This is a genomic window from Mycolicibacterium neoaurum ATCC 25795 (genome assembly GCF_000691525.1).
Lineage (GTDB): Bacteria > Actinomycetota > Actinomycetes > Mycobacteriales > Mycobacteriaceae > Mycobacterium > Mycobacterium neoaurum.
Genome location: NZ_JMDW01000009.1, coordinates 369,067 through 388,786 on the forward strand (window position 1 = coordinate 369,067; position 19,720 = coordinate 388,786).

Sequence of the window (19,720 nt, forward strand, 5' to 3'; positions counted from 1 at the left end):
TTGTAAGAGATGTTGCGCTGCAATAACATTCGCGTCGGTCATATCTGACCGATCATCAATCAAGTCAATCTAGGAGAACCGTGTCACTCGCTGTTCCCGTGGCCTCGGGGCGTGACTTCTGGTCTGCGTCATCGACATCCACGCCTCTGAAGAAGAGGTTGCTCATCGCATCCGTCGCGATGACGGGCGCGTCGGTCATCGCCGTGACGCCCGTTGCGCAGAACCTGCCGGCGTTGGAGGCCGCGCAGCAGCGCGCGGTCGAGCTCGTCGCCTTCGAGAATCCCTTCGCGGTGCTCGGTGCCACGTTCTCGAAGGCGTTCGAGAACCTGAACAACCGTGGTACCGAAATCTCGGCGACCCTGGTGCCGAATCTGTCGGCGATCCTCGGCAACGAGGAACTCCAGCGCGAGTTGTCGGTGCTGCTGTTCCGTCCGGAGACGGTGGCCCAACAGTTGCAGGATCGGCTTGCCGAGCATCAGGCGACCCTGCAGACCGGGTGGGAGCAGTCCCAGGCCGGCTGGGCGGCGCACACCGAGCTGCTGCCGGGTGTCTTGGAGCGGGCCAACAGCGAACTGGCGGCGGGCAATTTCACCGAAGCCTTCGCCCATATCAACGACTGGTTCATCTTCGGACTCGGCGCAGCGGGCTGGCCGCTCTACCCGAGCTTCGCCGTCCCGGGCCAGGTTGCCAACGACGTCGGCGCTCCCGCCATCGGGGCCATCCTGAATGCGCTGCTGGTGGGTGACACCACGCTGGCCGGCTACCCGCACGCCATCATGGTTCCGTTCGTGAGCGCCATCTTCCGGTTCACCGACAGCCTGGACGAGATCCGAGCGGCGGCACAGGCCGGCGACGTGGTGACGGCGATCAGTCACACGGTCAACCTGCCCGTCAAGGTGCTCGGCGCGTTCCTCAACGGTTACAGCCCGAGTATTGCCGAGGACTGGAATGTCTTCCCGGGGCTGCTGACCCCGGGTGGACCCATCGACTCGTTCCTCGTGCAGTACCCCTCGCTGATCGCCAATGCGCTCAAGGCACTGACCGGACAGCCGGCGGTGGAGAGCGGGGCCGAGGCGCTCGACAAGGTGTCGTCGACCGCTCTGGCCGCCGAGGGTGACACGGTGACGCTCAGCGTCGAAACCGGCTCCGGTGCAACGCCGGTCGAATCCGTGTCCTCGGGTACCGAAGACCCGGCCACCGATGGCGAGACTGCCGAGCCGGGCACCTCGGTTCCGACCGAAGAGGCCGGCTCCGCGGAAGAGACGGCCACCGAGGATGCCGGCGCGGCGGTCGATCCGACCACGCCGGTTGTCTCCGAGGAGACCACCGCCGGCAATGCGGCTGCCGGTGAGAGCGCGGACGCCGATGCCGAGGCAGACAGCAAGGCCGACGCGAAGGCAGACTCCACGGCCGACAGCAAGGCCGACAAGGAGGCCAAGGCCGACATCAAGGATGCCAAGGCTGACAAGTCCGACAGCAAGACCGACAAGGCTGATAAGGGCGACAGCAAGGCCGACAAGGCTGATAAGGGCGACAGCAAGGCCGACAAGGCCGACAAGTCTGACAAGGCAGACGCGAAGTCCGGGTCGTCGGACAGCAAGCCCTCCAGCAGCTCGTCGAGCAGCTCGGGTAGCTCCAGCAGCGACTGAGGCTTCGGCTGGCGCAGAACAGAATACGGCCCCCTCACCGGAGGGGGCCGTATTTTTGTGCTTGGCTCCAGCTCAGCGCTGCGCGCGGATCATGTCGGCGACCCGTCCGACGTGTGGCTCCCGCACCACCGAATCGTGGTCGCAGTTGATCCGCTGCACCGACAAGTCCCCGGTGAGCAGTTGCGGCCACACACGTTCGTCGTCGCGGTTGAAGCTGCTGAGTATCAACAGCGTCCGGCCCGGATACGGGCGGGGGCGGTGTAACCGGCCGACCCGCACGCCCACCTCACGCAACGCTGCCACCTTCTCGTCCGGTGTGCCGTCGAGGATTCCGGCCAGTGGCAACCACAGTCGCTGCCGCCAGAGTTCGCGTGGCGCTGCCGGAGGTTGTTCCAGCAGTGTGGATCCGACATCGGGTAGCTCCCGCCGAGCCGCGCGAACGGTCCGCGGGGGCAGGAACGGGTCCAGCAGGGTGACGAGTTCCACCTGGTGGCCGAGTGCTCGAAGCCGGTTGGCTACATCGATGGCGATGAATGCGCCGAGCGAGTGGCCCGCCAACCGGTACGGACCCGTCGGCTGCAGGGACAGCAGATCACTCAGGTGCCGCCGCGCGGCCCGTCCGATCGTCCAGTCCGGAAAAGCACGATTCTCCAGACCCTGAGCTTGAAACGCGATCACGGCGGTGTCGACGCCCAACCGGTCGGTCAGTGGAACGAACGACAGTGCCGAGGCGCCCGCACCGGCAAAGCAGAACAACGTCGATCGGGTGTGCTCGCCGGGGGTGCGCAGCACGACGGTCGTGGGTCGGATTCCGCTGTCCCGCAACACCGCTTCGCCAGCCCGACGTGATCGCACCACCTCGGCGAACTGCGCGATGGTAGGCGCCGCGGCCAGATCCGACGCGGTGAGTCGGATGTCGTGCTCTCCTCCGACGAGGCTGATCATGCGCTGGACGTTGAGCGAGTCACCGCCGAGAGCATAGAAGTTCTCGTCCCGGCCGATCTGATCGAGCCTGAGCACCTCGGCCCATGCGGTGGCGATGGCAGACTCCAGGCCGTCCTCGGGTGCGGTGATCGGTCCGCGGGTGGGTGCCGGCAGCGCCCGTCGGTCGACCTTGCCGCGCTCATTGCGGGGGAGCTCCTGGAGCATCACCACGTTGGTGGGGACCATCCATGCCGGCAGCCTGGTGTGTAGCTGGGCCCGGATATCGGCCACCGCGGGACTGCGCAGCTCTGGGTCGGGGGCCACGTAGGCCGTGAGCACGGGTGCTCCGGAATGCTGGTCGGCGACGACGAGCGCCTCGCGAACCCCGGGGCAGTCGAGCAGCGCGGCTTCCACTTCGGCCGGCTCCACCAAATAACCACGGATCTTGACGGCGGCATCCATTCGCCCCAGCACGACGAGCGTACCGTCCTCGGTGATCCTGGCCCGGTCGTTGGTGACGAATGTGCGGCTGCCGTCGGGATTTGTCGTGAAAGTTGTCGAAGCGCTGTCTGCCCTGAGGTATCCGGCGGCGACATAGGGGGAGGTGACGGTCAGTCGGCCGAGTTCGTCGATACCGAGTTCCTTGTGCGGAACGGCAACGCCGGCCGGGATGACCCCCGCGGGGACCTCCTCGTCGGGCCAGATGTCGAAATGCGCGATGCCCAGTGTCTCCGAGGATCCCGCCCAGTTCGTCAGTACGGCATTCGGCGCGAGCTCCCGCGCGCGTCGCAGGACGTTGCCGTACACAGGCTCACCCGTGGTCACGATGCGCTGCACGCCGGACAGCGTGCGACCCGAGGCGGCCTCGGTCAGCGACTGCAGAAACGACGGCGTGCACATCACGATGTCAGCGTCGGCGAGCCGGTCGATCGCCGACTCCGGGGTGCAGTTGCGTGGGTCGATCGAGACGACCTGAGCACCCGAGAGCAGGGCGCCGACCAGCACGTTCATCCCGGCGGCGAAGCTGACCGGCATACACAGCGCGACGCGGCTGTCTTCGACGATGCCGAACCGGTCGCGGTGCAGAATCCAGTCGCTCAACCAGGTTCCGTGCACGTGCAGGACTGCCTTGGGTTCACCGGAGGAGCCCGACGTGAATTGGATGCTGGTGACCCGTTGCCGGTCAAGCGCCGCAGAGGGTCCAGGAGCGGGTGTTCGCTCCGGCGGTGTGTGTGCGGGCCAGACGGTGCACCCGTGGGCGAGCTGCCGAGCCGGTGCGTGATCGGGGTCGTCGACGATGACGGTGTCGACGCGGCGGCCGTGTTCCCGCAGGGCATCGAAAATATGGATGATCCGGTCTTGGGGAAGTCCGGGATCCAACGGCACCAGCGGTGCGCCGGCGGCGAAGCTGCCGAGGACCACCGCCGCGATCTGCGGACTCAAATCAGCCACCATGGCCACGGGGGCCTCAGGATCGTGTCGTCGGCGCAATGCGTGTGTCCATGTCTCGGCGGCGCTTTTGAGCTCTCCGTAGGTGATGGACGCGTTCGCGGTGCGCACTGCCACGCTGTCGCGCTTGTCTTGAGCAATCTGTCCGAATCGCTCACTCACCGAGTCGAACTCGATCGGTGCGATATGGCTCAGTTCGGGCCGGATTGGGATGGTGCGGACCGGGCTGTCGAGGGCCTGTCCGCTCGGGGTTGCGGCCACCCGCCGCAGCAGCGCGACCGTGGGTCCGAGAACAACGAGTGTGATGAGCAATTCGCCTGCGACGTAGGTGTATCCGACCGCGTCGATCCCCCACTCGGGGGTGGTCAGGATCACACCGACCACCACCAGCACACCCAGCAGCACCTGGGAGATGACGGCCAGCCGCAGCTTGCGCTGCAGCCGAGCCAGCGCGGTGTAGATGGTCGTCAATGCCACTGCGGGCAACACCAGGGCCATCGTTCTGATCAGCGTCGTGCCGTTGGCGGCATAATGCGGGCCGAGGATCCCCAGGATGAACGGGGCGGCCGCCATCAGTACCACGCAGCCGGCGACCGCGGATCCACCGCACAACAGCACGAAGCGCTTGGTGCACGCCCACACGTCGGCGCCCGGGGTGGATGCGGTGGCGATGAATGGCGCCGCGGTGGCCACGATCAGCGCACCCAGCGTGTTGACCACCAGCCAGCACATCGAGAAGTACGCGTTCATCTCGGTGCCGAGCTGTGCCACCACGATCAGCGGTACCAGCAGCGGCACGATCACGTTGATGGCGTTGATCGCGTAGGAACTGGCGAAGAAGTTGACCAACTCGCGACGGTCGGGCAGATCGGCCGTTCCGGTTCGGGCACTCGTCTCCCTGCGGATGACGACGATCGCGATGATCCCGGTGATGACCGCCGCGGGCAGCACCCATGACCAGACGATCGCCGAACCGGTCGCCAGCGGGATCATGCCCGCGACGATGACCAGTTTGGCGATGGATTGACTGATGTTCTTGGTGGCGATGGCACGGGCACGGCCCAGCCCGATCAGGATCTGGTCCTGTAGCGCATAGATCGCGAGGATCACCACGAACAATGGGAAGAACAGTAGGTCAACCGGATCCGGGAACAACTGGGCGCGTGGTCCCAGGACGGTGAAGGCGGCGCCGAACACCAGAGCCGTCGCGGCGACGAACATCATGCCTTGACGGACGATGCTCTTGGTCCGGTGACCGGCCAGCGGGAGGAAGCGCTCGTACAGGCTGCCGAGACTGAAATTGGCAAGGATGGCGATCAGCGTCGCCGAGGTGATGATGGCCGATGCGCGTCCGACCTCCGCGGTGTCATAGCCCCGCGCGGCGACGGTCCAGAACACGAATCCGAGCACGCCGGTGGCTGCACTGGAGGTCATGACCGCGGCGATGTCGATACTCAGTCCGCCGCGTCGCGGGGTGGCGGAGACGACAGATGGTGTCTGGTCGCTCAGATCCGCTGCCGGCGAGGATGTTTGTCGTGATTCCAGGGTGTCGGGTCGGCCGATCGTGGGCATGTGGCGGTGTTCCTAGCGGGAGGTCGAATGAGGCGTTGGCGCCACCAGGAGGAGGATACTGAGTCCTCGCCAGATTGGTTAGCCTACCCAAAGTAGTGATGCTCATCATACTGGTAGAGGTAGCGGCCAGTTTCGTCGGCGTTGTTGCTAGTCTCCAGCAGTTGAGTCGAACTCTATTGCCGTGACGGCGTTTTCGTCACCGGCGAGGCGTCGTGGGGCGGATCGAGGACTCCGCGGCCGAGGAGGGTGAGGTAGTGCGTCCGAGTGTTCTGTCCCGGTTCACCGGGTGGGTGTCCTTGGTGCCGTTGCTCTTCTTCGCCGCCGAGTGGGTGGTGGCCGCGTCCTGGCGTGGGTTCTACGGCTATCACGAGGACCTGCTCGGCCCGCTCGGAACCGCCTTCTGCGGACCGGTGGGCAACTGGCCGTGCAGCGAGCTGTACCGGGTCATGAACATCGCCCTGGTGGTGGCCGGCTTGGCTGTCGTATTCACCGCCGCCGGACTCTTCGCCCAGCGGGTGACCGATCGGGCCGGTGCGCTGTTGCTCGTGGCGGCGGGACTCGGCCTGACGGTCAGCGGCGCGATCACCCAGAACGTCAGCTACACCGGCAATCTCACCGCCATCATGGTGTTCATGACCCTCGGGTCGGTGGGGGCGTTTCTGATCGCGACCAGTTCGACGACCCGGATGACGGGGGAGCGGCGCCTAGTGGCCGTGCTCGCGTCGCTGGCCAGTCTGATCGGGTACTTCGCCTATGTCGGTGGTGTGGACATCGTCGGACCAGGTGGGGTGCAGCGGTTGTGCATCTACGGAATCCTGGTCACCGTCATCACGGTGGGCACCGTCGGATTGACGAGGACGCCGGCCGCCGGCATCCACGAACCAGTCGAGCACACCCGATGATCGCCAACGGATTTCGTCGATGACAGCCACGCTGGAGGCTGGTTCGGGGACCTCGAGTTCCGGTGGACCAGAGGCGGGTGTGAGGCGCCGTGTGCCACTGCTGCGGGTGCGCATGGCCGATCTGGCGGTGGCCGGCGCAGTGGCAGGTGTCCTCGCCCTGACGGGCCTGCCCGATGTGGCGCGCGGGATCGCTCTGCTGGTGTTCATCGCGATAGGTCCCGGCGCTGCTGTGCTGAGCTGGGTACCGATTCCACGGCGAGCGCTGTTGTCGACGGTTCCCGTGCTCGGCGCCGCGATCACCACGCTGGTGGCCATGGCGGCGATGTGGTCCTACCGGTGGAATCCGCCCGAGATCTTGTGGACTCAGGTCATCGCGGTGTGCGTCAGTAGCGGCTACTGGTACTACCGCCATCCTGGTTGCGCCGGCTCCGGCGTGCGCTGGCGGGCGGTCCCGAACTCCACGGTGGCCCACCGGTCGGTTGTGCGCACCCACCTTTCGCTGGTGCTCAGCGCTGCCGCGGTCCTCATCTGGGTGATTGCCGTACCGGGTCTGCCGGGCGTCGATGCGAGCTACTACGGGCTGCTGTTCTCCGGCACCGGGCCACTGCTGGCGGTGTGTATCGTGCTGTGCGCATCGGGGCTGCTGGTCGCGGTGCGCGACCGCAGGCTGGTCCCGGCGGCGGTGGCCGTTGCAGCAGCAATCCTCGTCTCCCGTGTGACCACATTCGTGGCCACCGAGGTGCCGCTCTACGACTGGACCTACAAACATCTGGCGGTCGTCGACTACATCCTCGTGCATGGGCGTATCGCGCCGGACGGCACCGACATCTACGCCCAGTGGTCGGCCTTCTTCGTCATGTTCGCCTGGTTCAGCGATGTCACCGGTGTGCAACCGATCACGATCGCCCATGTCTTCGCGCCGATCATTCATGTCCTGATCGCGCTTGCCGTGTACTGCGCGGCGAGGGTGATCGGGCAGTCGCGTCGCACCGCCCTCACCGCGGCGTTTCTGGCCGAGGTCGTCAATTGGGTTGGTCAAGACTACTTCTCACCACAGGCGTGGTCGTTGGTGTTGGCCTTCGGGATGATCGTGCTACTGCTTGCCTCACCGCGCAGCCGGCCGGCCGGCGTCCTGGCGATCGTCGTGTTCGCCGCCGCGGTGCCCACCCACCAGCTGACCCCGTTCTGGGCTGTCGCCGTCGTGTGTCTGCTCTGCGTGATGCGGCGCGCGCGACCGTGGTGGATCTCGGTGGTGATGGTCGCGATCGTGGGCGGCTACCTGTTGCTCAACCTCGAAGCGGTGCTGCCCTACGGGGTGTTCTCCGGCAGCAGCCCGGTGAGCAATGCCACCAGCAATATCGTGAGTTCGGGTATGCCTGCCAAGGATTTCACCTCGCTCGTGGTCCGATCCTTGTCCCTGGTGGTCGTGGCCACCGCCTTCGGTTGTGCATTGTGGCGTTGGCGGCGCAAACAACCGGTGGTGGCGCTGGGCATCGTGGCGTTCTCGTCATTCGGTCTGCTGCTCGGGCAGAACTACGGTGGCGAGGCGATCTTCCGTGTCTATCTCTACGCGATACTGGGTTGCGCGATCCTGATCGCACCGGCACTGGTCGGTGCGGTGGATCGCCGCCGTGTCGGCATGCGCGGGGCATCGAGTCGGCTGATCGCCGGACTCTGCCTGAGCGGGCTCTCGCTGGCCGGCCTGCACGGCTATGTGGCGCTGTGGCCGATGGTGGTGGAGACCCGCGCACAGATCGACCTGATGAACTCGATCACCGAGGGCGCCGATCCACGCACTCGGCTGGTGATGATCCGGCCGAGCGGCATGCCCACCCGGGTCAACGCGGACTATGCCGAACTGACATTGTTCAATCCCTATTTCGACGAGTCGATCGCCTACGACCTGTGGGATGGCCGCGATCCTCGGCTACCGGAACTGAAAGCGAACTTCCCGGCCGACGACGACATAGCCACCTTGGACGACAACGCGACACGCGAGGCCTACATGGCCTACCTGATGTTCAGCGAACAGTCGAACAAGGCGGTGCGCTACTACGGCGATTACCGGCCGGAGGCCATCGAACTGCTGCAGGATGCGTTGCGTGCGTCGCCGAACTGGACGGTCTTCTACGAAGACGGTGCCACCCTGGTGTTCCGGAGTATCAACCAGGAGAAGGCATCCGAATAGCCGGACCGGCTCAGCCGGCCTCGTGCATCGGATCACGGCGGCGACCCTGGCGTCGGCCCCGCCACAGCGCCAACGGGCCGCCGAGAACCGACAGGACTTCGGTCCGGCCGATGGCCCGAGGGATGCTGTCGCCGAGGTCCGCCGGCGGAATCATGATCGCGCCGTACCCTGCGCCGGCGCGCACCGAGGACCGGAACTGTCTGCGCGCCAAGGAGAATGCCAGCCTGCGATGAGCCGGTTCGCAGAACACCTTCGTCAACCAGGCGCCGAGGCCCAGACCATACCCGCGCGCCTGGGCCAGCAATGCAGTGCTGTCACTGCGATGGCGGTGCCAGACGATGGCCGCCGGTTCGTTGACCAGGGTGTGTCCGGCGGCCACCAGTCGGAAGAACATGTCGATATCCTCGCCGCCCTTGGTCGAGGTGCCCGCACCCAGCGCCTCGTCGAAGCCGCCCATCTCGAAGGCCGCACGGCGTCTGACGGCGAAGTTGGCTCCGGTACCGTAAATGCCGACCTGGAAGGGGAACAACGGCAGGTCCGGCGGCGGAGCGGCCATCGAGTAGGCGCGCGGTGCCAACGTGCCGGCCCAGGACACCCGCTGGTCGAAGTAGACCTGCGCCGCCGTGCGGAGTTCCCCACTGGGAACCATCCCGCAGACGCAGGCGACATCCGCGGACCGGGCGAAGCCCCGAGCCAGTCCTTGCAGCCAGTACGTGTCGACCACGACATCGTCATCGGTGAACGCCACGATGTCATGCTGGGCAGCATGTAGACCCGCATTGCGGGCATTGGACAGTCCGGCGATGGGTTCCAGCACGCGTCGGATGCGGGCGTCTCCGGCCTCAGCGACCACCCGTTCCGTCGCATCCGTCACCGGCGCGTTGTCGACCACGATGATCTCGAAGTCGGGATAGTCGATGGCGGACAGTGATGCCAGGGCGCCGGCCAGATCCTCGGGCCGTTCCCTGGTGCACAGCACCACCGATATCGGCGGTGCTGGATCAGCTGCGGGCACATCCAGCACCGGGGTGGACCCGGGAAGGTCCAGGGTGACGGTGTCGCCGACGATATCGGCCTCGACGAAATCGATGGGTTGTGCCCGGTCGCGCAACAGGATTCGGGCTTGCCGATAACCTGCGGAACGCGTGATGTTCACGGTGACCCGACCGTTGTGGTCTCCCACCAGGTCGATATCGAGGCATCCGATCCAGCGCGCGTGCGCACTGTCGGGGGCACCGCCATGTGCCATCACAGGATCCATCGTCACAGCGGTGTTCACAGTTCGGTGACCCTTACCCAGTCGATGAGCATTGTTGTGGGGAACGGCGTCGATTCGTCGGCCGGGCCGGGCCAGTCGCCTCCGACGGCGAGGTTGAGCAACAGCTGGAACGGTGCATCGAACACCCACGTGGCACCCTCTTCGAGGTTCAACGGCGTGACCGTGAGCAGGGTCGTATCGTCGACACCGGTGACGATACGACCAGGTGTGCGTTCGACCCAGTAGGTGCGGAATACTCCGGCGAGCGGGAACGGCACCGGCCCGGTTGCCGACATCTGTTGTCCGCGTTCGGTTCCGCTCTGCGGAGCGTGCACGCCCGAATGCCATTCGGTGGCCTGATTGAGCGTCTCGATGACGTCGATCTCACCGGCGGCCGGCCAGCCGACCTGGTCGAGATTGGCCCCGAGCAGCCAGAACGCGGGATGCAGGCCCGCGCCCGCGGGCAGCGCGATGCGCGCCTCGGCGCGGCCGAAGGTGAACGCGAAGCTGCCGTTGGTGTCGACCCGTGCCGAGGTGATCTGTCCGTCGGCGCCCCGACGAGCGGTCAGGGCCAGGTGCCCGTTGCCGTCCAGCGCGATGTTCTCCGGATGGTCGGTGTAGATCTGGGCCTCGTTGTTGCCCCAGCCGCCACCGCCGGTCGCGATCTGCCAGATCCCGTCGGGCGGAGCGCCGGCGGGGCCGTCGAACTCGGAGTTCAACAGAATGCGCGGAGCACCGTCGGCCGTGTCGGCGGTACTCAGCAGAGCGCAGGCACCTACCACCGTGCCGACGACGAGCAGCGCGCAGCCCTTGCCGAGGGTCGATAGGCTCGGTCTCACGCCGCCGCCTTCGCAGATCGGGCACTCAGCGCCATACCTGTCACGTAACCCGCTGCGGTGTAGCCGAATCCGATGACCAGTGCGAGCACGCGACGGGGATTTGCCCGGGCCCGCCAGGCTCCGGACGGCAGGATGCGGCTGGTGTAACTGCGCTCGCTGGACAGCGCGGCTTGCCGACCCGAGATCCGGGCCAGCACGGCCTTGGATCGGCCCTCCTGGTAGCACCGGCGGGTGAAGTACCCCAGTGTGGCCCGCTCGGCCGGAATGTGATGATCGACTTGGAAGCCGGTGTGCCGGATGATGCGGTGGCCAGGGAATCTGGCGTGCAGCTGGACACCCATCAATGTTTCCTCACAACCTGCGAGCAGATCGCCGACGCGTCCGAGTTCGGTTGAGAAGCCCTCGATCTCGACCAGTGCCGTCCGCCGTACCGCCATTGCCGCGCCGATGGGGTTACGGATCTGTTCGCCGCAGGCCGGTAGTCCACGGTAATCGCAACCGACCACCCAGCCGAACTCATCGGGGAACCAGCCTGGGGCTGACCCTGAAGCCCAGTCGGCTCGCACCGCGCCACCGATGGCGACGACGCTCCGATCCTCGAACGGGGCACGCGCGTGGTCGAGCGCCCCGCTCGCCGGCACGGCGTCGTCGTCGACGAAGACCACGACCTCACCGCGTGACCGGGCGACCCCGGTGTTGCGTGCGCCCGACAATCCGCGCTCAAAACGGTTGGCAATCAGTGCGATCTGTTCGGGCAGCGTGCTCTGCAGGTCGGCCAGCAGATCGTCGTTGTGGTCTACCACCACGATGATCTCATCCCGAGCAGCGATCTGGTCGAGTGTGGTTTGTATTGCCCGCAGCACCTGGGTGCGCCGGGCAGTGGTATAGCAGCAGATGACGACCGACAGGCTTACCGCGGACACGGCAAGACCGTCGTGCGCTGATACGGGCGGCACGGCATCGACTCCAGGGATACGCGACGGGGGCGCGGCAGTGTGGTGAATATGGTTTGGGGCCAGACTATCTCAGTCTGTGCCCGTCAGGTCGGCTACGGTCTGGGGAAGGAGAGCCAGCGCCTCGGCGACCGCGTCCGGATCGTGTACCGAGCGGTGGAATTCGGCGGTGAACCACAGGTTCTCCGCGACTCCCACCGATGTGACGGTGAGACCGCTGGTGGACGCCGGGTCGGACGCGACCAACATGCACGCCTGTCGGCGGTCGGTGAACGGCCAGGCGCCGTTCCGTTGCGCCCAGCCCAGATTGGAGTGCAGCAGCTGAGGTGGCGGCACAACGGCGGGGGAGTCGAGGGTACGTCGATCCGAGCCGCGGCGTGCTTTCGCGGTGCCCACCAACAGATTCGCGACCGGGCGGCCCGTTCTGCCGGCCCGCGTCATCGCCCGCTGCAGTGCGGCCGGGCCACCCGCCCGGTCGAGCGTGAAATCCAGTCCCGCCGAGAACGATCCGAGTGTGTCCTTGTCGCGGGGCAGGTAGCGGCGGACATCAAAAGGGATCTTGACGGTTTCGGACAGCCTGATGCCGGTGCGGCCGAACGCCTGGTGCAATGCGAAGGTGAACAACGCCACCATGCTGACTCCGGGCAGCGCGGCGTCGCGGCGCGCGCGCATCTCGCCGAGTTGACCGGCCGTCAGGCCGAGCCTGCGGGTGGTCGGCGAGCAGGCGAATCCCGTGTATGCACCGGCATCGGGTCCCGTGTCGTTGCCGGCCATCAGCGGCTGACGACGGGCGGCGGCAAGCAGTTTGGCGACGCGCAGCGGGTGCACCGCGAAAGTCTTCATGGCGGCGCTGCGCAGTGGGTGCGGCGTGCGTGCATAGCGGTGCCACGTCGCTGCATCGGCCGGATCGGTGAGTCCGAACAGCACGTCGAGCAACGTGTGGATGAGCGGGATCTCACCGAGCCCGTGACTGAAATCGATGGCAAGCCACTGCCCGGCTGCGACCACAGTGACGGCTCGGTCGTCCAGGGTGCGGACTGTCTGTAGGAGTTCGGTCGGATCCGATGCCGGCGCGACCGAGTGCAGTCGCGGCGCACCGGCGGGATCGATGTGACGCCAATGAGTGCTCGCCGGTGACGGGTCCAGGCAGAGCCGAGCGACCGGTCCCACGGCGGTCATGGCGGCAAGCCGCGCGGCGAGCAGATCCGGTGCCGGCAGCTTGAGCGGCCCGACCACGATGGCCGATCGGCGCCTGCTGTGGGCTGCATCCAGGGTCGCCACCGGTACGCGGGGCGTCTGCGCCACACATCGATCGGCAACCAGATAAGACATGACGCAGCGACCTTAGCAATGTCGGTCGCCGATGGTGGGTCTACCTTTTGTGACGCAGCCCGTCTGGTCGCGTGCGATGGGTCGACTCAGTGGTCAGGACTGCGGCGATGCCGGAAACGGCTCGTTGCCAGCTGCTTTCGCGATATCGCTGTCGTCATGGTCAGCCTCGACTGCGTCGCCGCGGCTGCTGATGAAGACTGCTGCGAGGGCTCCCACCAGACACACGACCGCCGTGATGGCGAAGATCTCGCCATATTGCATGGTGTATGCGGTCCGGGTGTTCTCCATCAGCTGCCTACCGGCATCCATCATGTTGGTGGTGTTGACGACCGGTAGTGATGCCAGGATTTGGTTGAACCGGTAGAGACCCCACGCCGAGAGCGCCGCCATGCCGATGAGCATGCCGATCATCCGCGACACGACGACCGCGGCCGAGGCGATTCCGTGTTCGGCCGGCGGTACGACCCGCAGGGCCGCCGACGTCAGCGGACCGATCACCAGGCCCAGGCCGAAGCCGGCAAGGGCGAGGTCGGTGTCGAAGGCGGGCAGCGTGAACAGGCCGAGATCATGACGGGCGGACAACACATCGACGGTCCAGTGCGAGATCAGCCAGTACCCGAAGGCCGCGATGATCAGACCTGTCACCGCGATCGGCCGATCACCGATACGGGTGGCCAACCAACCACCGAGCAGCGCGCCGATCGGCAGGGCGATGAGGAAGCGCAGCAGCAGGACGACCGCTTCGTTCTTGTCCATGCCGAGCACGCCCTGGCCGAACAACTCCACGTTGACCAGCGTCACCATCAGAGCGGCACCTGCGCATAGGGATGCGCCCAGTGCGGCGAGGAACGGCCGGAACTTCACACCCGCCGGTTCGAGCAGGCGCGTGGTGGCCCGCTTTTCCCAGACGAAGAACCCGATGATGGTGATCACGGCGACGATCAGCAGCGGGATGCCGTAGCTCGGCAGCAGGTTCTTGCCGTCGGGCGACGGGTTGTAGAGACCGACGACGGCCGCGCCGAGCGCGATGGCCAGCAGCACACCGCCGACGACGTCGACCTTCTGCAGCGGCTGGTCCTTGTCCCTGGACGGGACACTGAAATGGATCATCACCATGGCGACGGCCGCCATCGGGATGTTGATCCAGAAGATGTCGCGCCAGGTGTTCAGCGCCCACACCACGGCGATGCCGTACAGCGGACCCAGCACACTGCCGAGTTCCTGCGCTGCGCCGATGCCGCCGAGCACGGTCGCCCGGCCGCGGTCGGACCACAGATCGGCCGCCAATGCGAGGGTCACGGGCAGCAGCGCGCCGCTGGCGATGCCGAGAAGGGTCCGTCCGATGACCAGGGTGGTCAGGTCACCGGCCAGGGCCGTGACCGTGGAGCCGACCATGAATCCGAGCAGGCCGGCCTGCAGGATCATTTTGCGGCCGAATCGGTCCGAGGCCTTGCCCAGCAGCGGCATCGCTGCGATGTAGCCGAGCAGATAGCTGGTCACGATGGGCGTGACCTGCTGAATCTGATTGATCGGTATGCCGACGTCGCGCATGATGTCGGTCATGATGGTGATCACGACATACGTGTCGAGCGCACCGAGGGTGACCGCGAGGCCACCCGCACTTATTGCCAGGCGGCGGTTGGTACCCGCGCGCCCCCCGGCTCGGTGGCTGGTGGCCGCCGACATCAGGTCGCGGGCTTCGTGACGGTGACCTGCTTACCCCAATCGGACAGGGTCATCGTGATGGTGTTGCCGGCGGAGGGCTCCAGCATCACCTGAGCCAGCTGGTGATCGCCGTCCTCCCGAATCCAAGCGGTACCCGGGGCGGGAGCGGTCGCGTTGAGCTGCGGGGCGATCTTGTTGACCGCCTCGGGCGGGACGGTACCGGTGATCTTGACGGCGTCCGAGCCGCCGATCGCCTCGCGGCCGACGGCCTTGGCGTCGGTGAAGCTCGACAGCACGTTGGCCAGTCCGTTGTCGGGGTTGAGGATCGCGGAGATGTCGTAGATATCGGCGGCAGGACCGAAGTTCTGCATGTTGCCGCCCTTGGTGATCGCACCGTAGAGATCACCGTCGACGACGACGAAACCGACGTCGGTGAGTTTCTGCCCGAGGAAGAGAAGGTCGGCGCTGCCCTGCGCGGCGACAGCGGGCGCATTGGTCAGGTCACCGCTGAGGTGGGCGATGGGTAGTTCCTTGATCTCACCGCCCACGGCGAGTTCGAGGTGCACGCTCTGTTGGGCGCGCGTGGTGGCCGCCGACTCGGTCAACAAGGTCGCGGCGTCGGGGAGTGGCGCGTCGTTGGTCTTCGACGAGCAGCCGACGAATGCGAGGGCCATGATCGCGGCGAGGACGGGAAGAAGGATTCGGACTGCACGGGGGCGCGTCTGCATGTTGTGCATCGTAGTGGAGCGCCCTGAATGGACGTCCGATACATGCAGCGCACTAACCTGTGGGCATGTTCACCGGAATCGTGGAAGAGCTCGGCGAAGTGGTCGGCAAGGAAGATTTGCCTGATGCCGCCCGCTTCGTGATTCGGGGGCCAGTGGTCACCTCTGACGCAGGTCATGGCGATTCCATTGCGGTGAACGGCGTGTGCCTGACGGTCGTTGAAGTTCGCCCGGACGGCGCTTTCACGGCGGATGTGATGGCCGAGACACTTAACAGGTCGAGCTTGGCAGCAGTGGGTGTCGGCAGCCGGGTCAATCTGGAGCGAGCGGCAGCGGTCAACAGCAGGCTCGGGGGCCATATAGTCCAGGGCCACGTCGACGGCACCGGGACAGTCGTCTCGCGGTCACCGTCGGAGAACTGGGAAGTGGTGCGGATGTCGCTGCCGGCTCCGCTGTCCCGCTATGTGGTGGAAAAAGGTTCCATCACGGTCGACGGCATCTCGCTGACGGTCTCAGGGTTGGGGCCGGATTGGTTCGAGGTTTCGCTGATTCCGACGACGCTGGGACTGACCACGCTCGGCTCCGCGGTGGTCGGCACGCCTGTGAATCTTGAGGTGGATGTGATCGCAAAATACGTCGAGCGGCTACTCGGCGAACGTGACCGCTGACGCTTTCGCTTCGCTCCTTGCAGATGCAGCAACGTCGCGAGGTCAGCTCGACAACATCCGGTGGAGCGTCCGATTCGGTCCGGAAGCGAAATATTTTTTCCGTCGGTCGACGGTTCCTGCCGTGGTCCCGCGCGCGATTGTGACCGTTCCTGACACGTGATTGCCGCATAGTTAAAAGCGAACAACTGTTTACCTTTTTGCGCGCTCTCGGCCGCTCTGAACCGGTCACTTGACAGCACCCTTCCGCATGTCGAAAGCGCAGCTTGGATGCCCTGTTTTGAATGAGTCGGTAGTGCTTCTGCCGCCCGGCCTGGCATACGCGGTACGCAACGGTTCCCCCACGTTGCCTGTGGGTTGGATGTGACCTTGTTGCTAGCGCGCCCGCTGGCACCCTTTCGATCATGAAAATTGTCGTCCGAATTGATCGATTGCGTCCGCTGGGGTACCGACGGGCAACGAAATCCCGGGCAAAAGTTCCGCCGAAGATGCTTTTCAGTTATTGACCACCGTGTTAACTTACGCCGCAGTCAATACCCTTCGGCTCCGCTCGGTCGGCAGCTAAAGGGCCGTCACAGCGGTCGATGTCGAGGAGCACCATGGCAACCCATCGGAAGAATTCGTCGAAGAAGCGGATGCGCGCCGGGGAATTCGCCGTGGCGGCATTCCTCGGCCTCGCGGTCACCGCCGCGCCGGCCGTCGCGGCCGCCGATACCACCGACGGACCGTCGACGGGACCGGCCTCGGATTCCGACCACAAGGCCGGTGACAACACCGGCGCGTCCAACGGGACCGGTGGCTCGGGCACCGTCAAGACCGGTGGCCTCGGGACGTCCGAGAATGACTCCGACGACCGCGGGTCCGATACCCGGACCGGTGGCGTCAAAGAACGCGATGAGTCCAAAGACGACGACAGCCTCAAGAACGACGACCTCAAGAACGACAGCCTCACGAACGACGACCTCACGAACGATGATGAGACCGCCGGCAGCACGGTCCTGACCGGCACCAACGGTAGCGGTGGCGAGAACAGCGGTGGCAGCGTCGGTGCGACCCCGATCGTCGATGAGCAGCCCCCCACCGAGGGCACCGGCACCACCACCACGGGGGAGGCCGGCACCGGGACGACGACCGAACAATCCGGAACCGGCAGCAACACCGGTGGAGACGGCGTCACGACCGAACCGGGAACCCAATCACCGGGCACCGCCCCCGAAGGCGAAGGCACTGAAGGCGAAGGCACCGAAGTCGCCCCGGGTACCGTCGACGGCCCTTCGGACAATGCCCCGATGGTTGCCCCGGTCGTCGTTCCCGAGGTCGGGCACGCGAACCAGTACGCAGCCCTGGCCGGCTCGGATCCAGCGCCCACGCCCCCGGCGCTGGCCTCGGCGCTGTTCGATATCGACATCGTCCCCAAGCCCCCGGTCATCCCGGCCTTCGAACCGTTCATGGGCATCGTCAATGCGTTGGCGGGTTTCGTCGACGCCATCTTCCCGCCCTATGCCGCCGACCCGATCCTCAATCCGACTCAGGTCGCGGCCGGATGGGTCATGACGCTGTTCGCCGGGTTGCAGGGCACGTACTGGAATGGTGAGCCCACCCCCTTCACCTTCGGTGCACTGGTACTGGTGACGGCGGCCTACAGCCGCTACGAGCGACTGGCCACCAACCAGCTGCCGGGTGCGCCGACCGTGTCGGCCGGCCCGCTGCCGCTGACCTGGAAGCTCAAGAGCATCGACCCCAACGGCGACCCGCTGGTCTACTCCGTGGACTTCAGCGGACAGCCGAGCAACGGACTCATCACGATGAGCCCCGACGGCACCTTCAGCTTCGTACCGAACTCGCTCGATGACCTCAACAACGGCACCGATGTCACGTTCACCGTCCGGGTCAACGACAGCTTGGGCTTCCTCGACCACCCGTTGACCCCGGACGGTAACGATGCTTACTACACGGTGAGCTTCCGCTACCCGGGCCTGGGCATCAACAACCTGCCGTACTTCGGTTCGGGCGGCCACGCACAGGTGACCGGATACGACCCCGTCACCGGCAAGGTCACCATCACCGCGGCGGCCACCGACGCCGACGGCGATCCGTTGACCTACACCGCTGAAGCGTTGTGGGGCAGCGTGGTTCGCAACGAGGACGGCACGTTCACCTACACCCCGAGCGATGCCGCCCGTCACGGTGCTGCGGCACTGCTCGGCGTGAAAACAGATCTCGTCTCCATCTGGGCCAATGACGGCCGCGGCGGCATCACGCTGCTGCCGACCGTCGTGAGCGTCGACATCGTCAGCGCCAACACCCCGCCGACGATCACCGTCGGTACCGCCACCACCGAGCCGATCACCGGCATCATCACCGGTTCCTTCGAGGTCAAGGATGACGATGACGACCTCGTCATCGTGACCGGCGATGTGGTGACCCCGCGCGGCGGCATCGTCGTGGTGACCCCGTTCGGCTACATGTACACACCGACCCTCGCGGCGCGGTCGCAGGGCGGCACCGACACCTTCACCGTCACCCTCAACGATGCGCACGGCGGCGTCGTCGAGGTGTCGGTGACGGTGACCATCAACCGGATCAACTCCAACCCGATCGGCGGCATCACCGTTGCGCTGCCGGACTCCGACGGCGTAGTGCGGGGCACCGTTGCCGCCACCGACTTCGACGGTGACGACCTGACCTTCACGCTCGCCAACGGCGCCTCGTCCGGGCACAGCGCCAACGGCGGCATCGTGCTGCTCAACACCGACGGCACCTTCACGTTCATCCCGAAGCCGGCCGGACTGCTCGGCGGCCTCACGCTGGACTCATTCGAGGTCCTTGTCTCCGACGGTCGCGGCGGCACCACGACCACCACGGTCACGCTATCCGCCGACCTGGATATCGATCCGGTGGTCACGTCCAACGTCGACGGTGTGGTCAAGGGCGGACTGCAGATCAGCAACAACGCCAACACCGGCCTGCTGACCTACAGCCTGGGCAGTGGTCCGTCCAAGGGCACTGTGACGGTCAATGCCGATNNNCGGCGGGTTGGAACGAGACCGACACGTTCACGATTGTGGGCACGGTCGACGGCCAGTCGATCACGGTTGCGACCGTCAAGGTCGTCCCCAAGCCGAACGTCGCGCCCACCGCCCCGCTCATCGGCGGCGACACCGTGATCGGCGGGTCCGGTATCGCTTCGGGGACGGTGCACGCCTCGGACGAGAACGGTGACACCCTGCACTACAGCGTCGACGGCCCCGGTGGCAGCTCGACGAAGGTGTTGTCCAACGGTGCGATCGTGACGGTCGACCAGAACGGCAACTGGCACTACATCCCGGGCCTCGACAGCGGAGACCCGGTGTTCGGCGCCATCGCGTTGTCCACCTTCACGATCTACGTCACCGATGGCAAGGGCGGTGAGGCCAGCACGCTCATCACTGTCAACACCCACAACCTCAGCATCCCGGTGACGAAGTCGGGCAGTAATGGGACGGTGACCGGTGGGTTGACGTTGACTGCTGCTGAGCAGGGGTTGATGACTTATAGCGTGGGCAGTGGTCCGTCCAAGGGCACTGTGACGGTCAATGCCGATGGCACGTATACGTATA

13 protein-coding genes are annotated in these 19,720 nt (G+C 66.0%); 6 read left to right on the forward strand and 7 right to left on the reverse strand.

Features of this window, described 5'->3' with window-relative positions:
* The first annotated feature begins 179 nt into the window (after nucleotides 1–179).
* A complete protein-coding gene (locus IC40_RS0113775) occupies nucleotides 180–1,649 on the forward strand; it encodes a hypothetical protein (protein WP_157837320.1) in 1,470 nt (489 codons plus the stop codon).
* A gap of 72 nt (nucleotides 1,650–1,721) precedes the next feature.
* Here the strand turns inward: IC40_RS0113775 and IC40_RS0113780 are convergent, their stop codons facing one another.
* Nucleotides 1,722–5,594 carry an alpha/beta fold hydrolase gene (locus IC40_RS0113780; protein WP_030135284.1) on the reverse strand — a complete coding sequence of 1,291 codons (3,873 nt, stop codon included), beginning with the start codon at nucleotides 5,592–5,594 and terminating at the stop codon, nucleotides 1,722–1,724.
* A gap of 254 nt (nucleotides 5,595–5,848) precedes the next feature.
* Here IC40_RS0113780 and IC40_RS0113785 point away from each other — a divergent pair, with 254 nt between their 5' ends.
* Together IC40_RS0113785 and IC40_RS0113790 are read left to right on the forward strand one after the other, a co-directional pair.
* A complete protein-coding gene (locus tag IC40_RS0113785; RefSeq protein WP_042509799.1) occupies nucleotides 5,849–6,496 on the forward strand; it encodes a hypothetical protein in 648 nt (215 codons plus the stop codon).
* A 79-nt stretch (nucleotides 6,497–6,575) separates the two neighbouring features.
* Entirely contained in the window at nucleotides 6,576–8,684 is a 2,109-nt protein-coding gene (locus IC40_RS0113790; protein WP_240478687.1) for a hypothetical protein, read from the forward strand.
* A 10-nt stretch (nucleotides 8,685–8,694) separates the two neighbouring features.
* On the opposite strand, the gene IC40_RS0113795 is transcribed toward IC40_RS0113790, so the two are convergent.
* The 6 genes from IC40_RS0113795 to IC40_RS0113820 all read right to left on the reverse strand — a co-directional run bounded on the left by IC40_RS0113795 (nucleotide 8,695) and on the right by IC40_RS0113820 (nucleotide 15,459).
* The gene (locus IC40_RS0113795) at nucleotides 8,695–9,933 is read right to left on the reverse strand and encodes a glycosyltransferase family 2 protein (RefSeq protein ID WP_030135287.1); all 1,239 of its coding nucleotides are present in this window, start codon (nucleotides 9,931–9,933) and stop codon (nucleotides 8,695–8,697) included.
* A gap of 26 nt (nucleotides 9,934–9,959) precedes the next feature.
* Entirely contained in the window at nucleotides 9,960–10,781 is an 822-nt protein-coding gene (locus IC40_RS0113800) for a glycoside hydrolase family 16 protein (RefSeq protein WP_081843434.1), read from the reverse strand.
* A complete protein-coding gene (locus IC40_RS0113805; RefSeq protein ID WP_042509700.1) occupies nucleotides 10,778–11,737 on the reverse strand; it encodes a glycosyltransferase family 2 protein in 960 nt (319 codons plus the stop codon). The genes IC40_RS0113800 and IC40_RS0113805 overlap by 4 nt, the downstream gene beginning before the upstream one ends.
* Nucleotides 11,738–11,806: 69 nt before the next feature.
* Nucleotides 11,807–13,066 carry a hypothetical protein gene (locus IC40_RS0113810; protein WP_138158111.1) on the reverse strand — a complete coding sequence of 420 codons (1,260 nt, stop codon included), beginning with the start codon at nucleotides 13,064–13,066 and terminating at the stop codon, nucleotides 11,807–11,809.
* A 93-nt stretch (nucleotides 13,067–13,159) separates the two neighbouring features.
* Entirely contained in the window at nucleotides 13,160–14,752 is a 1,593-nt protein-coding gene (locus tag IC40_RS0113815; protein WP_030135291.1) for an MFS transporter, read from the reverse strand.
* Nucleotides 14,752–15,459: an LppX_LprAFG lipoprotein gene (locus tag IC40_RS0113820; protein WP_030135292.1), complete on the reverse strand. Its 708-nt coding sequence runs from the start codon at nucleotides 15,457–15,459 to the stop codon at nucleotides 14,752–14,754. The genes IC40_RS0113815 and IC40_RS0113820 overlap by 1 nt, the downstream gene beginning before the upstream one ends.
* A 65-nt stretch (nucleotides 15,460–15,524) precedes the next feature.
* Here IC40_RS0113820 and IC40_RS0113825 point away from each other — a divergent pair, with 65 nt between their 5' ends.
* The 3 genes from IC40_RS0113825 to IC40_RS0113835 all read left to right on the forward strand — a co-directional run.
* Nucleotides 15,525–16,124, forward strand: coding sequence for a riboflavin synthase (locus IC40_RS0113825; protein ID WP_030135293.1), 600 nt, complete (start codon nucleotides 15,525–15,527; stop codon nucleotides 16,122–16,124).
* 1,547 nt (nucleotides 16,125–17,671) lie between these two features.
* On the forward strand, nucleotides 17,672–19,288 hold the full coding sequence (locus IC40_RS28600) for a cadherin-like domain-containing protein (RefSeq protein WP_478354255.1): 1,617 nt from the start codon (nucleotides 17,672–17,674) through the stop codon (nucleotides 19,286–19,288).
* On the forward strand, nucleotides 19,186–19,720 hold a 535-nt coding region (locus IC40_RS0113835), incomplete at its 3' end, for an Ig-like domain-containing protein (protein WP_030135295.1). The genes IC40_RS28600 and IC40_RS0113835, both read left to right, overlap by 103 nt.

Coding starts and splice junctions, on each gene's coding strand:
- IC40_RS0113775 (WP_157837320.1), top strand. CDS start 180: ATGACGGGCGCGTCGGTCATCGCCGTGACGCCCGTTGCGCAGAACCTG.
- IC40_RS0113780 (WP_030135284.1), bottom strand. CDS start 5,594: ATGCCCACGATCGGCCGACCCGACACCCTGGAATCACGACAAACATCC.
- IC40_RS0113795 (WP_030135287.1), bottom strand. CDS start 9,933: ATGGCACATGGCGGTGCCCCCGACAGTGCGCACGCGCGCTGGATCGGA.
- IC40_RS0113810 (WP_138158111.1), bottom strand. CDS start 13,066: ATGTCTTATCTGGTTGCCGATCGATGTGTGGCGCAGACGCCCCGCGTA.
- IC40_RS0113815 (WP_030135291.1), bottom strand. CDS start 14,752: ATGTCGGCGGCCACCAGCCACCGAGCCGGGGGGCGCGCGGGTACCAAC.
- IC40_RS0113820 (WP_030135292.1), bottom strand. CDS start 15,459: ATGCAGACGCGCCCCCGTGCAGTCCGAATCCTTCTTCCCGTCCTCGCC.
- IC40_RS0113825 (WP_030135293.1), top strand. CDS start 15,525: ATGTTCACCGGAATCGTGGAAGAGCTCGGCGAAGTGGTCGGCAAGGAA.